Here is a 14,103-nt window from a genome sequence, read left to right as displayed (position 1 = left end):
GTCCCCGGGATCGCCGCCTTTTTCGTTTCCGGGCACCGGAAAGTCCCAAAAGTCACGGTCCTACGCGCGCGCGAGTCCGACGGCGGATGACGCGAACCCACGAAAGGTCCCGAACGTCACGCCGCCACGCGTGCGCGAGAGGCCGAGACCGTCTGTACCTGTCAAAGAGCGATAGCGAGCGGAGCAGACGAAATCCTACATTTCAAGTGGATCCAATCTGAGATTGATCCGGCCATCGGCACGCGACAAGTTGTGTGTAGGGGGAACGATCCATGCACCGCTTTTGCCTGTTCCTAGGTCTTGTGATGTTGGCAACGGCAACACCCGTTTCAGCGAACAACAGTACGTCGGGCAATATGGCGAGCATGATTGCCGTCCTGGAAGCACGCGAAACCGCGGCGGATGAGCGCGAGGCGGCGCTGGCGCGCCGGGAAGCGGTTCGCGAAGCGCGCGCCGAGATCGAGGACGCCGGACACAGCCGGCTCGAGGTGATCGGCGGTTGGTTGGGCGCGTTGATCGGGCTGCTCGGCGTCGCGGTGACGATCGCAACGCTGATCGTGACCTTTCGCACGCCGGCGGTCGCAGCGCAGGCGGCACGTGAGACCGCACATAACGCAGTCGCGGAGGAGAAGGCGAGGATTGAAGCTCTGGTCGAGCAGACGACCGCGATCGCCGAACGGGCGAAGGTCACCGACGCCGAGCTCAGCGCCATCCTCGATCGGCATAAGGCTGGACAGCCGGTCGAGCGTCCGGGCGAACGCGCGACAATCGAAGCCGCTGCGGATGCCGCGCGCGTCAAGGCGGCTGGCGAGCGAACCGTTGATGACCTGCGATCCCTGATCATTGCGAGCCAAAATGCGAAGGATTGGCAGGGGATGCGGGACCACGCGCGAGCGCTGCTCTATCTTCACGGTCATAATCGAAATGCTGAGCGCATCGCGAATTTTAACTTGGCCTTCGCGCTCGGCCAGCTGGAGCGTCGCGCGGACGGCCTTGCCGCCCTCGAACAGCTTATCGCAAGCTACGCCGACGATTCCAGCGAGGGCGATCAGTTGCTGCTGGCAAAGGGGATGTTCAACAAGGGCGTGACGTTGGCCAGCCTGAAGCGGATCGACGAAGCAGTGGCCGCATATGAAGAAGTCGCCAGCCGCTTCGAAAAGAGCGATGTACCAACACTTCGCGACCAAGTTGCCGGTGCGATCGTCAATAAGAGCGCATTGCTCATCGAACGCAGCAAATACGAAACTGCGCTCGCTAGTTGCAACGAAGTGATAGATCGTTTCGACGACGACAATACGTCAAGCGATGTGATCAGCATGGCGATGTTCAACAAGGCGATCGCTCTTCGGGGAATGAACCGGCACGCGGACGCCATCGCCGCCTATGACGATCTGATCCGGCGTTTCGCGGATAGCGAGGTCCCGCAGTTGCGCGAGCAGGTTGTAAAGGCGCTGATCAACACCGCCTATATTCATGCCCGCGACCGTAACGCGTTGGGCGCAGCTGAAGCCCTACGCCGATGGGGAGCGCATCGCGGCAATTTTGATTGCGACAAGGTCGCGAGAGAAACCATCTTCGACTCGATCCGGCAAGAACCGGAGTTCGTCGCGCTGCTCTCCGAAATGGGGTGTGCGCCACCCAACAAGAAATCGCCCCGCCGCAAGCCCCCCCAGCCGTAGGTCAGGGCGTCCCTTCAATCCCCGGCCCCGCATCCACGCTGGCACGATAGCCCGGCTTGGCCCGCGCGCGCGATGCCTGCTCATAGGCGTGGCCGAGTTCGAGCAGGCGGCCGTCGCTCCACTTCGCGCCGATGAAGGACAGGCCCATGGGCAGGCCGCCCGTCAGCCCCATCGGCACGGTCAGGTGGGGATAGCCCGCAACCGCCGGCAGCTGGCTGGCGCTGGGACCGCTCCACTGATCGCCATGCACCGGATCGGACAGCCAGGCGGTGCCGGTGGTGGGCGCGACCAGCGCCGCGAGCTTGTTCCGTGCCAGGATCGTGTCGAGCGTTTCGGCCGCGAGCCGCCGGGCGTCGTCGCGGGTCTTGGCGTAAGCGGGGTCGGCGTTGCCGCCGGTCTTCTCCGCCATCTCGAAAATGCTCTGGCCGAAATAAGCGAGCTCTTCCGGCGACCCCTTGTTGAAGGCGATGGCATCGGCGAGCGTGCGGACCTTCACCGTCGGCGGCGTGGTGGCGAGATAGGCGGCGAGGTCGCTCTTCAACTCCATCTGGAGCAGCTTGAATTCGAGACCGCGCAGCTCGGGCGGCGTGGCCAGCTTCACCTCGACCAGCTCGGCCCCCGCCTTCCGCAAGATCGCGAGCTGTGCGTTGTAGAGGGCGGTCAGCCCGGCGCGCATCTCTGGCCGAACCACGCCGATCCGAACGCCCTTGAGGCTTGCCTTGCTCCAGTCGGGAGTCAGCGTTGCGCGGTGCGCATCGGCGTCTGCGGTAGCGGGATCGGCCTTGTCGCTGCCGATCATCCCGGCGAACAATGCCGCCGCGTCGCGTACACTGCGCGCCATCGGGCCGGCGGTATCCTGGCTGGAGCTGATCGGCACGACATGGGTGCGGCTGACCGCGCCAACCGTGGGCTTGAGGCCGACCAGCCCAGTCATCGATGCGGGGCAGACGATCGATCCGTCGGTCTCGGTTCCCACCCCGACGGCGGCGAGACTGGCGGCGATCGCGGCGCCCGTACCGCTCGACGATCCGCAGGCGCTGCGGTCAAGCGCATAGGGGTTGCGGACGAGGCCGCCGACCGCGCTCCACCCGCTCATCGAATCGCCGTCGCGGATATTGGCCCATTCGGACAAATTGGTCTTGCCGAGGATGATCGCCCCCGCCGCGCGCAGCCGGGCGATCAACGGAGCGTCGCGTTTCGTGAAATTGTCCTTGAGCGCGAGGCTGCCGGCGGTGGTCGCATTCTCGGCGGTATCGATATTGTCCTTGATGAGTACCGGTATGCCGGCCAGCACGCCGCGCGCGATGTTGAGCCGCAGCTCGCGATCGGCCTTGCGCGCCTGTTCCAGCGCATGGGGGTTGATCGCGATCACGCTGCGCAGCTTCGGACCGGCGCGATCGAGCGCATGGATACGGTCGAGATAGGCCCGGGTGAGTTGTTCGCTGGTCAGTTCGCCGCGCGTCATCATCGCCTGCAGCTCGTCGATGCTCTTCTCATCGACCTTGACCGCCAGCGGGGTCAGCGCGGTATCGCCCGGTTGCGCCGCTACGGGCACGGCCAATGCCATTGCGATTGCCGCCAGTCCGTTCCGCATTCGAATGCCCCCTTGATCAGCCCGGTCGCACGATATCGCGGCGTTCGCGCTGTGCAACGGCGGATGCCGTCGCTAGCCTTGCCAAATGAAGACGATCCGCGATCCCGCCCACGCGCTCGCCACCGAGCTGTCCGCCATTCGCACCGAATTCCAGGTGCCCGACGCCTTTCCGGCGGAGGTGCTGGCGGCGGCAAGGACGGCGGCGGGGCGGACGCCAGCCGACCATGAAGACTGGACCGATCTCGCCTTTGTGACGCTCGACCCGGCGAGCGCGACCGACCTGGATCAGGCGTTCAGCATCGAGGCGGCGGGCGGCGATTTGATCCTGCACTACGCCATCGCCGACGTCGCCTGGTTCGTCGACGAGGGCGGGCCGATCGATACCGAAGCCTGGACGCGCGGCGAGACGCTGTATTTGCCCGAGGGCAAGGCGGGCCTCTATCCGCCGGTGCTGGCCGAAGGGGCGGCGAGCCTCCTCCCCGATGGGCCGCGGCCCGCGGTGGTGTTCAGCGTGCGCGTGGCGCCTGACGGAGCGGTCAAGCTCGACGCAGCCACGCGCGCGGTGATCCGCAGCCGCGCCAAGCTGGCCTATGCGACGGTGCGCGATGACGAATTGCCCGCCGGCTTCGCCGAATTGTCGAGACGGATCATCGAGGCCGAGGCCGAGCGCGGCGCCGCGCGCGTCGATCCACCCGAGCAGGAAGTGAGCGAAGGACCGGACGGCAAGCTCACCCTCTCCTTCCGCGACCGGCATCCATCGGAGGACCAGAACGCCGCGCTCTCGCTGGCGTGCAACATGGCGGTGGCGGATGCGCTGATCGCGCACAAGACGGGGCTGTTCCGGGTGATGGCCGAGCCGAACGAGCATGCGGTGCGGCGGCTGCGGCACACCGCGCGCGCGTTCGGCATCGAATGGCCGGATCGGGCGACGCTGACCCAGTTCGAACGCACGCTCGATCCCTGCGACCCCAAGGCCGCCGCGCTGATGCTGGCAATCCGGCGCGCGGGCAATGGCGCGGGCTATCAGCCGTTCCGGCCGGGCGAGACGCCGTGGCATTCGGCGGTCGCCGCGCCCTATGCCCATGCCACCGCGCCGCTGCGGCGGCTGGCCGACCGCTATGTCGTGCAGGCGACGCTGGCGGTGGCGAACGGGAAGCCGGTGCCCGCGCATGTCATCGACGCCTTTGCCAGACTGCCCAAGGTGATGGCGCGCGCCGACGCCCGCGCCAACCAGATCGACCGCGCGGTGATCGACATGGCCGAGGCGGTGATGCTCGCGGGCAAGGAGGGCGAGACGTTCGGCGCGATCGTTACCGATATCGGGGAGCGCGGGGCGTCGATCCAGCTGCGCGACCTGCCGGTGACCGCGCGTGTCGATGCGTCCGGCCTGACGCCCGGCGACGCGATCGACGTGCGGCTGACCCAGGCCGACCCGAGCGCGCGGCAGATCGCGTTCGAACGGCTGAGCTGAGGTTCCCTTTCGGCGCGCGCGCGGCTAGGGCCGCACGCCATGAACGATCCCGCGAAGATCCGCCGCCTCTATGGCCGGGCGAAGGGCCATAAATTGCGCGTCGGACAGGCGTCGCTGGTCGAGGAGATGCTGCCGCAGGTCGCGGTGCCCGAGACCGGACCGATCGACGCAACGTCGCTGTTCGGCGACGCGCGCCCGCTGGAGCTGGAGATCGGCTTCGGCGCGGGCGAGCATCTGGCCGGGCAGGCGACGATGCGCCCCGATCACGGCTTTATCGGCTGCGAGCCGTTCCTGAACGGCGTGGTCGGCGCGCTGGGGCATATTCGCGACGGCGAGCTGGCCAATGTCCGGTTGCATATGGGCGACGCGCTCGAGGTGATCGAGCGGCTGCCCGACGCCAGCCTGGAGCGGGTCTATCTGCTCCACCCCGATCCCTGGCGGAAGGCGCGCCACGCCAAGCGGCGGATGGTCAATCACGGACCGCTCGACCTGATCGCGGCGAAGCTCAAGCCCGGCTGCGAGTTCCGGCTGGGCACCGACGATCCGACCTATTGCCGCTGGGCGATGATGGTGATGAACCAGCGCCGCGACTTCATCTGGCAGGCGAAGGAGGCGAAGGATTTCCTGACGCGTCCCGACGACTGGCCCGAGACCCGCTACGAGCGCAAGGCGCGGCGGCAGGGGCATGAGGTGTGGTACTTCCGCTATCTGCGCGTCTGATCGACCCAGAGCAAAGGCTGGCGGACGGGGAAGTTGCGGACCACCTCACCAACCGCGGGATCGGGGTTGAGGCGGCTCCAGATCCGTAACCAATCCGGTCGGTCGAGCGCGCGGGCGCCCAGCAACAGCGCGGGGTGGCGCACTGGGAAGCCGTCGAAATACTCGATGTCCCGGGCGAACGGCCATTGCGGCTTGTCGGCGATGTACGGGGCCATGAAGGCGATGGCCTGGCCGATCGAGCGGCCATCCGTAGTGCGCCAGTCGATCAGATCGCCCTTCCCCTCCGACAGCAGCCAGGCCGAGGCGGCGAGGACGTCGAGGTTGAACAGGCAATAGGCATAGGGCTTGGTCCGTGCGAGCTCGAGCGGCTGACGGCCGTCGGGGGCGATCTGGGCGGGGATGATGACGGACTTGAGCCGTTCACGGGCCGCGTCCAGCACATCGCCACGACCCAGGAGGCTGGCGAAGGCGGCGGCCTGAAGCAGCCAGCAGGTGCCGTGGTTGTTCTTCTCGTCACGCTCCTCGATCCCGAAGGATGAGGTGGTGAGCCAGTCGAGATAGCGGGCGAACCACGCCTCCACGCCGGGGCGGACCGCCGCATAGCCCGGCGCGTTGCGGCGCGCGAACAGACTGGCGGCGCGCGCGACCTCGACGATCTGGAGCGTGTCGATCACGCCGATCGCGCGGCCCGTGTTGACGCCGATGATCGCCTGCGCATGCTGGAGATCGGGATTCATGGCGGTCGCGGGGTCGACGAACCATGCCTTGAGATGCCGGATCGCGGCGGTGGCATAGCGTACCTCGCCGGTCAGATCCCAGGCCGTGGCGAGCATCGGCACGATCCGCCCGAAGCGGATCAGCGCGTCGCGATGGCCGTCGAACTTGTCGGGGTTGGAGCGCCCGTCGCGCCGGATATAGGGGCCGCCGGGATTGGCGGGATCGGGCCACCAGTAATCGCCCTCCGAATAATAGTCGTGCGGCCCAGCCGGGCTACGCGGCGCGGGGATCGCGACGATGGTGCGTGGCGGTTCGACGAGCATCGCCCGCGCCTGTGGGATCACGCGCCGCTGCTCGATCGCGCGGAGGTCGAAGGCGAGAGGCCGCGCCGTCGCGGGCAACGCAAGTAACGGCGCGGCGAACAGGGTGCGGCGGAGGATCATCGCCGGTAGCGCAACACCATGTCCCCGCCCGCCGCTCGCGGATAGGCACCCGGGCCCCAGGTCGCATCGGCGCGGGTAAGCAGATCGTCGAGGCCCTGTCCGGGCCATTTCATCTCCTTATACGGCCATTCGGCCTGCCGCCCGCGATACGCGGCGACATAGGCGGTCGCCTTGCGCAACGATCGGCCCGCCACCTCGGCGCCGTAGAGGTCGGTGCCGAGGCACGCGGCGCTATCGGCGACGTGATAGGCGGCGTCGAGCGTATAGATCGAATAGTGGAAGCTGCGCGTTCGCGTCAGTTCGTGCGGGAGCGCGCCGGACGGATCGACCTGAGGCTCGATCCGTGCCTTGGCAAAAGCGGTGACCGTCTGTCGCGCGATATCGTCGCGGCGGGCGAACAGCGCGAAGCGGGCGATCTGGGCGTCATACCAGATGCCGTGATTGTTGCGCGCGGCGGCCTCCGCCTTGCCGTTCGGGCTGGTCCGCATCCAGTCGATATAGCGTGAGAACCAGGCTTGGAGCGCCTTGAGCTCGTCCGCCGACAGCGCGCCGGACGGGCCGATCAGCCCAACCGCATCGATCATCGCGATCAGGCCGGCGGTATCGAGCACGCCCTCGGCCCGCCCGGCATGGCGGCCCGGCACCGCCTGGGCATAGTTCATATTGGGGTTCATCGCCGTCGCCGGATCGAGGAACCAGGCGCGGACCAGCGCGGCGGCTTTGTCGGCATATTTGCGGTCGCCGCTATAGTAATAGGCAAGCCCGAGCATGTCGGTATCGTCCGCCATTCGACCCATCGCGACACGGTCGAACCCGCCGGTCTCCCGCTCTGGATTCACCTGCCCATCGCGGCGGACATAGGGGCCGCCGGGATTGGCGGGATCGGGCCACCAATAGGGCGCCAGACTCATATAGTCGTGGCGATCGCCCGACGGCGGCATTGTCGTCTTGTCGAGGACCGAACCGGGCCTGCGTGCAACGGCCTGATCGGCGCGGGAAAGCAGCGCGCGATAGGCCTTGGCGACGACAGGGTCGCTGGCGAGCGATGCCTTGATCGCCGTCAGCTCGTCGGGACGCAGCGTGAAGGTGCGCCGTCCGCCGAACGCCGCGGCATAGCCCTCGCTCGCCTGACAGACGGGTGCGGGCGGGGAAGGAAAAGCCGCCGCTGCGGATGGAACACCCACAGCGGCGGTAGCGGCCAGAACCGAGAGAGGGATGGCCCAGCCTAAGTCGATCACAGGCCCGCTCCGAAGCATGATTTCATCCGAATCCTCCGAAGCAGGCCAATGGCGATTTCATCAATGTGTATGACAACCAGGCATATCCGTGTCAATCGATACAGCGGTCAGTTGTAGGACAACTCCCAGCCGAGCGCGATTGTGTCTCCAGGGCGGGTCATCGCTGGGCGAGCACAGCGAACCACCGTAGCGAAGGCGCCGATCGGCGCGCGATATTCAGGAGATTGCGGCTTCTCCGCGGTGCAGCGGCCATAGCCGGTCGCGGCGAACCCGCGTACCTCGCCCGTGCCGAAGCCCACCCGCCCCGCTTGCACCGATGGCGCGCCGGAGAAGCTCGCAAACTCCAGTTCCACCTTCGCCGCACGCACTCCGGGCGCCAGGCGAAGCCGGTCGCTCCGCGTGATCCGGCCCGGAGCGAGCGTGTAGCGCGTCTCGATGCTGGCACGGCGATCGGGCCGGGCATCGTCCTTGCCCATCAGGTCGAGCGCGTCCTGGTGCCAGCTGACTTGCGTGACCGCGCCGCGCCGGATGACGCGGACATCCTTGAAGAAGGCGAGCGGCATCAGCACCGCGCCATCCGCCAGCGTGATGCGCGGAACGAGGTGCGGATAGGTCGCGTCGGCGGAACCGGCGAGCATGCCGGGCGAGAAGGGCACGGGGAAATAGGGGTTGTGCAGATGCTGCCCCTCCGCCCCATTGATGATGGGCAGGCCGATCAGCCTGCCGCGATCGCGGACGCTCACCAGCGCGCGGTCATATTCGCCCCGCGCGAACCAGGTGACGGTCGAGCGCGGGAGCGTGTCCAACCACTTCGCATAGCCGGGGTCGGGCACGCGGCCGCCATAGCCGAGCCGGTTCCAGATCGCGCTGGTGTAGATGTGCTGGCGCGCAAGGCTGAGATTCTCGCCGAAGATGCGGTGGATGCCGCGATAGGCGTCGGTGCGCCGCCCGTGCCCCCACAGATCGACCGATCCGGTCGCAGGGTTCACCCAGAAATCCATGTAACGCGCGCTGATCCGGCTGGAGAAGGCATAGGCCATGCGCTCCTCCTGCGGCGTCAGTACCTTGAGCAGCGCGGCGGCGGTCAGCACCTCGACAAAGGCGGTTTCGCCATAGGCGCCGATGCTGCGGCCATATTCGAACCCCTCACCCGTCAGGTTGAAGCGCGGGAGCAGCAGGTCGACCGACTTGCGTAGCCAGCCCTTGACCTCGGGCGACGGGGTCATGCCAGTCTCGATCAGCCGGTGCGCGATCTCACCGATCAGCAGCACCGAATAGCGGTCGAACCGGCCCTTGCCCTCGGTCTCGTCGGCAAAGCCGAACTCGCCCGAATATTTGCGGTAGTGATCGAGTGTGCGGGCAAGCAGCTGATCGCCGCCGCCGGCGTCCTCCCAGCCCATGAGGTGGCGCAGGCGGGCGATCGAAAAGGCGACGCCGTAATAATTGTTGGGTAGATCGATCAGCGTCAGGTCAGGCCGCACGAAGCGGCGCCAGTCGAGCCGTTGCTTGAGTTTCGCCAGCGTCGCCGGGCGCACGGCGCGATCCAGCAGTCCGCGCTCGTTGAGATCGTGCAGCGCCGAGACATAATAATAGATGCCCCAGCTGTCGTTGGTGTCGTCGAGCGTCAGTTCGGCGATATCGGCAAAGTCGCGCAGCCGCTGGTCGAGCCGCGGATCGCCCTTCTCGAGCGTGGTGATACGATAGGCCATCGCCGCGGCGATCTTGCCGGGCAGGAACTTGTCGCCGCTCTCGAACACCGCGACACCGCCGAGCTTCATGCCGCGCTTCTCGCGGAGCAGTTGCTCGATCAGCGTCTCGATCTGCGGCATCAGCCGGGTACGGACGGTGCGGTCCATCGGCGCGACATCGGCGGCATAGACCGGGCCGCGCGGCTTGCCCGCCCAGCGATCGGTGGGCGACGCATTGGCCATGAGCAACGCGGCAAACACGGGTACGCAAACCAGCTTGTTCATCAGCGCTTCGCCTTGCGCGCCAGATCGTACATCGCGGTGCCGGCAAGGATGAATGCGCCCGATCCATAGAATTGCGTCTCCGTTGCAGAGACGCTGTCGGGCCGGTCGCCGACCTGTTGCACCCAACCCAGCATCCCGTCAGGCTGGACGGCGCGGCCCAGCGCATCCCACCCTTTGATCGCGGCGGGCTGATAGGCGCCGCGATCGAGCAGCCCGGCGTCGATGCCCCAGGCAAAGGCATAGGTGAAAAAGGCGGTACCGCTGCTTTCGGGCGGGGTGCCGGGATCGTCGTCGAGCAGCGAGGCGGGCCAGTATCCGTCGGCCTTTTGCAGCGTCAGCAGGCGAGCCGCCATGTCGCGGAACAGTTTCTCATAATAGGGACGCTCCGGGTCCTTGGCGTCCATCGCCTGGAGCATGCGGACGAGGCCGCCCATCACCCAGCCATTGCCGCGGCTCCAGAACAGCTTGCGCCCCTTGGCGTCGCGCATGTCGAAGAAGCGGCTGTCGCGGAAATAGAGCTTCTCGTTCGCGTCGTAGAGATAGTCGGTCGTCGCCTTGAACTCGGCATGCGCGAAATCGGCATAGCGGCGGTCGCCCGTGATCCGCGCCAGCTGAAGCAAGGTCGGCGGCGCCATGTAGAGCGCGTCGCACCAGCACCAGCGATCGGTGCATTTGGACGAGCCCTTGCCGGGCGCGGTCGGGATGAATTCGAGACTATCCGTGGGGCGGTTGGCGAAGACATGCTCGAAATAGGCGCGCGTGGGCGCAAGCGCCGCCGAGCCAGCACCGTTACGCGAAGCCCAGATCCAGGCCTGGGCGATCAGTTGATCGTCGGCGTGGAAGGGGCGGTCGCCGAGCCGCCACCTCAGTTCGCGGCCGAGATCGAGCAACGGCCGGGCGTAGCGCGGGTCGCGCGCGGCGAGATCGCTGAGGGTGATCCAGAACGCCGCCTGCTCCCAACCGCGCGGATCGCGCGCGCTGGGCCGCGCCGCCGGGATCGCCGACCAGTTATTGCGGTTGGCGAGCTGCCAATCGGCGACGCGGCGCGTCTGGGCCAGGATCGCGGCGGGTTGCGGCATGGCCGGCTGCGCATCGGCGATTGCGGCCGGAGCGGCGAGCGCGAGCAGGATCAAACTCATGCCGGCATCCTAACGCGCGGTTCGCGGCGCGTCCGCACCTCTGGAATCCCTCTCGTCGCGGTCACTTCCCTCTCCCTTGATCCACGCCCGCGCCCTTGCGCGTGACACCGGTAACATTCCTCTTTCCTTTTCCGGCATGAGTCAATAATGTTGTCACACAACTTGTCGCGCCAATAGCGGCATGGGCAAAGGGGATGGAATGCCGAAGATCGTGTCTGCCCGCGTAATCGTGACGTGTCCCGGGCGCAATTTCGTGACGTTGAAGGTGGAGTGCGACGACGGCACGACCGGGATCGGCGACGCGACGCTCAACGGTCGCGAACTGGCGGTGGCGGCCTATCTGACCGAACATGTCGTCCCCTGTCTGATCGGTCGCGACGCGCACCGGATCGAGGATATCTGGCAGTATCTCTACAAAGGCGCGTATTGGCGGCGCGGGCCGGTGACGATGAGCGCGATCGCCGCGGTTGACATGGCGCTGTGGGACATCAAGGGGAAGCTTGCGGGGTTGCCGGTTTACCAGCTGCTCGGCGGGGCGAGCCGCGAAGGCTGCATGGTCTATGGCCATGCCAATGGCACCACGATCGAGGACACGATCAAGGCCGCGCTCGACTATCAGCAGCAGGGATACAAGGCGATCCGACTGCAATGCGGCGTGCCGGGGATGGCATCGACCTATGGCGTGTCGAACGACAAATATTTCTACGAGCCCGCCGACGCCGCGCTGCCGAGCGAGAATGTCTGGTCGACGTCGAAATACCTCCGCGTCGTGCCCGAGCTGTTCGAGGCGGCGCGCGCGGCGCTGGGCTGGGACGTCCATCTGCTCCATGACGTGCACCATCGGCTGACCCCGATCGAGGCCGCGCGGCTGGGTAAGGATCTGGAACCCTATCGCCCCTTCTGGATCGAGGACGCGACCCCGGCGGAGGATCAGGAATCGTTCCGGCTGATCCGCCAGCACACCACCACGCCGCTGGCGGTGGGCGAGATCTTCAGCTCGATCTGGGACTGCAAGGCGCTGATCGAGAACCGGCTGATCGACTATATCCGCGCGACCGTGCTCCACGCGGGCGGGATCACCCATCTGCGCCAGATCGCGGCGCTGGCGGACCTGCACCAGGTGCGCACCGGCTGCCACGGCGCCACCGACCTGTCCCCGGTGACGATGGCTGCGGCGCTGCACCTCGGACTCGCCATCCCCAATTTCGGCATCCAGGAATATATGCGTCACACGGCGGAGACCGACGCGGTCTTCCCCCACGCCTACAGCTTCGCCGACGGGATGATGCATCCGGGCGAGGTGCCGGGACTTGGCGTCGAGATCGACGAGACGCTGGCCGAAACCTTCCCCTATGACCGCGCTTATCTGCCGGTGAACCGGTTGGAGGACGGGACCATGTGGAGTTGGTGATGCGCTGCGCGGCCATTCTCGTTGCGCTCGTCGCCACGACCGCACTGGCGCAGGACCACACGCCGCTGCGCCCGGCGACCGACACGGAAAAGCAGGCGCGCGCGGCGGTGAGCATCGCCGATTATCGCTATCGCGATCTGTTGTGGGAGAATGACCGGATCGCCTTCCGCATCTACAGCCGGGCGCTGGAAAAGGCGGAGCCTCCGTCCACCTCCGGGATCGATGCGTGGGGCAAGCGGGTGCGCTGGCCCTATATGGACCGCCAGCTGCGCACCGGCGACCAGCATGCCGATCATGGCGAGGGGCTGGACTTCTACAATGTCGGCACCGGGCGCGGGGTCGGCGGCCTCGGCATCTGGCACGACAACAAGCTGTGGACGTCGCGCAACTATGTGCGGCCGCGTATCGCCAGCGCGGGGCCACAAGTGGCGGACTTCACGGTCGACTATGAGCCCTGGCCGGTCGATGTCGCGTGGAGCGTGTCGGAGACGCGGCGTTTCATTTTGCCCGCCGGCACCAATTTCACGCGCATGACATCGACGCTGCGATCGAACCGCCCAGGCGGGTTGATCGTCGGCATCGGCATCTCCAAGCGCCCGATCGCGGGCGCAGCGCTTGGCAAGATCGTCAAGGATGAAGCCCGCGCCCGGATGAGCTGGTGGGGTCCGACCGATCCCGCCAAGGGTACGATGGCGGCGGCGGTGATGGTCGATCCCGCCGCCTTTGCGGGCTTTGCCGAGGACGCCGACAATTATCTGATCCTGGTCCGTGTCAGCCCGGGCAAGCCGTTCGTCTATCATGCGGGCGCGGCATGGGATCGCGGACCGGATTTCGCGACGCGCGAGGCATGGCAAGCCTATGTCGATCAGCAACGGCCCGATTTCAAACCCTAGCCAACGCCTTGCGGGCGATGGTAACGCTCGCAGCATGGCGACCAAGGCGGCGTCGCTGGCCGACGATCTGGTCCAGCGATTCGAACAACAGATCGAACGGGGAGAAATGCCTCCCGGCTCGCGCTTTCCCACCGAGAAGGCGATTACCGAGAGTTTCGGAGTCAGCCGCACGGTGGTGCGCGAGGCCTATTCGCGGCTCGCGGCGCGCGGCCTGCTGATCTCGCGGCGCGGATCGGGCGCCTATGTTGCCGAGGGTGCGCAATACCGTGCCTTCCAGGTCACGCCCGACGAAGTCAGCGAGATCGACGACGTGCTGCGCTTGCTCGAGATGCGCATGGGGTTCGAGATGGAGATGGCGGGCCTTGCCGCCGAGCGGCGCACCGACGCCGATCTCGCCGAAATGCGCAGGGCGCTGTCGGCGATGGATTCGAGCATCGATGTCGACGGATCGGTCGCGGCCGATGCCGCCTTTCACGCCGCGATCGCGCGCGCCACGGGCAATGACTATTTCCTGCGCTTCACCCAGTTCCTCGGCGTGCGGCTAGTACCCTCGAGGAAACTCTATCTGCAGGGCAGCGAGCCAAAGAAGCATCAGCGCCACGCCCGCACGATCAATCGCGATCACGAGGCGATCTATGCCGCGATCGAAGGCGGCGACGCCAATGCGGCGCGGCGCGCGGCGCGCCAGCACATGCAGAAATCGGTCAAGCGCTATGAGGATCTGAAGGCCGCCGGCGAGCCTGACTAGTCCGGGTCGGTTTCGGTTGCGGGCCGTGCGGGTCCTTCAGCCGTGGGTGCATTGAGGGCGGTGTGGAGGGCGTCGCG

The 14,103-nt window shown here is 66.8% G+C and carries 11 protein-coding genes; 6 read left to right on the top strand and 5 right to left on the bottom strand.

What is annotated here, in order from left to right; genetic code table 11:
• Positions 1-365 precede the first annotated feature (365 nt).
• A complete protein-coding gene (locus AC07M1_RS19210) occupies positions 366-1,679 on the top strand; it encodes a tetratricopeptide repeat protein (RefSeq protein ID WP_495164255.1) in 1,314 nt (437 codons plus the stop codon).
• Between the two features lies 1 nt (position 1,680).
• Here AC07M1_RS19210 and AC07M1_RS19205 read toward each other — a convergent pair whose 3' ends face one another.
• Positions 1,681-3,273 (bottom strand): amidase, encoded by a 1,593-nt coding sequence (locus tag AC07M1_RS19205; protein ID WP_495164254.1) that lies wholly within the window; start codon positions 3,271-3,273, stop codon positions 1,681-1,683.
• Between the two features lie 85 nt (positions 3,274-3,358).
• Between AC07M1_RS19205 and AC07M1_RS19200 the strand changes: the two genes are divergently transcribed.
• On the top strand, positions 3,359-4,744 hold the full coding sequence (locus tag AC07M1_RS19200) for an RNB domain-containing ribonuclease (RefSeq protein WP_495164253.1): 1,386 nt from the start codon (positions 3,359-3,361) through the stop codon (positions 4,742-4,744).
• A gap of 39 nt (positions 4,745-4,783) precedes the next feature.
• Positions 4,784-5,464, top strand: a complete 681-nt coding sequence (gene trmB, locus AC07M1_RS19195; RefSeq protein WP_495164252.1) for a tRNA (guanine(46)-N(7))-methyltransferase TrmB — start codon at positions 4,784-4,786, stop codon at positions 5,462-5,464.
• Here the strand turns inward: trmB and AC07M1_RS19190 are convergent.
• From AC07M1_RS19190 to AC07M1_RS19175, 4 genes are all read right to left on the bottom strand, one after another.
• Positions 5,449-6,624: an alginate lyase family protein gene (locus tag AC07M1_RS19190; RefSeq protein ID WP_495164251.1), complete on the bottom strand. Its 1,176-nt coding sequence runs from the start codon at positions 6,622-6,624 to the stop codon at positions 5,449-5,451. The two genes, trmB and AC07M1_RS19190, sit on opposite strands and share 16 nt — an antisense overlap.
• Entirely contained in the window at positions 6,621-7,808 is a 1,188-nt protein-coding gene (locus AC07M1_RS19185; RefSeq protein ID WP_495164250.1) for an alginate lyase family protein, read from the bottom strand. The genes AC07M1_RS19190 and AC07M1_RS19185 overlap by 4 nt, the downstream gene beginning before the upstream one ends.
• A gap of 161 nt (positions 7,809-7,969) precedes the next feature.
• The gene (locus tag AC07M1_RS19180) at positions 7,970-9,835 is read right to left on the bottom strand and encodes a hypothetical protein (RefSeq protein WP_495164249.1); all 1,866 of its coding nucleotides are present in this window, start codon (positions 9,833-9,835) and stop codon (positions 7,970-7,972) included.
• On the bottom strand, positions 9,835-10,974 hold the full coding sequence (locus tag AC07M1_RS19175) for a glycoside hydrolase family 88/105 protein (RefSeq protein WP_495164248.1): 1,140 nt from the start codon (positions 10,972-10,974) through the stop codon (positions 9,835-9,837). The genes AC07M1_RS19180 and AC07M1_RS19175 overlap by 1 nt, the downstream gene beginning before the upstream one ends.
• Positions 10,975-11,173: 199 nt before the next feature.
• Between AC07M1_RS19175 and manD the strand changes: the two genes are divergently transcribed.
• Genes manD through AC07M1_RS19160 form a run of 3 tightly spaced genes read left to right on the top strand, consistent with a single transcriptional unit; the run spans position 11,174 to position 14,026 of the window.
• Positions 11,174-12,385, top strand: coding sequence for a D-mannonate dehydratase ManD (gene manD, locus AC07M1_RS19170; RefSeq protein WP_495164247.1), 1,212 nt, complete (start codon positions 11,174-11,176; stop codon positions 12,383-12,385).
• Entirely contained in the window at positions 12,385-13,278 is an 894-nt protein-coding gene (locus tag AC07M1_RS19165; RefSeq protein ID WP_495164246.1) for a DUF4861 family protein, read from the top strand. Before manD ends, AC07M1_RS19165 begins: the two co-directional genes overlap by 1 nt.
• Positions 13,279-13,312: 34 nt before the next feature.
• Positions 13,313-14,026 carry a FadR/GntR family transcriptional regulator gene (locus AC07M1_RS19160; RefSeq protein ID WP_495164245.1) on the top strand — a complete coding sequence of 238 codons (714 nt, stop codon included), beginning with the start codon at positions 13,313-13,315 and terminating at the stop codon, positions 14,024-14,026.
• The last annotated feature ends 77 nt before the right edge of the window (positions 14,027-14,103 follow it).

It is taken from the genome of Sphingomonas sp. GW821-FHT10C01 (genome assembly GCF_059415525.1).
This window is presented reverse-complemented; position numbering and strand designations above follow the sequence as displayed.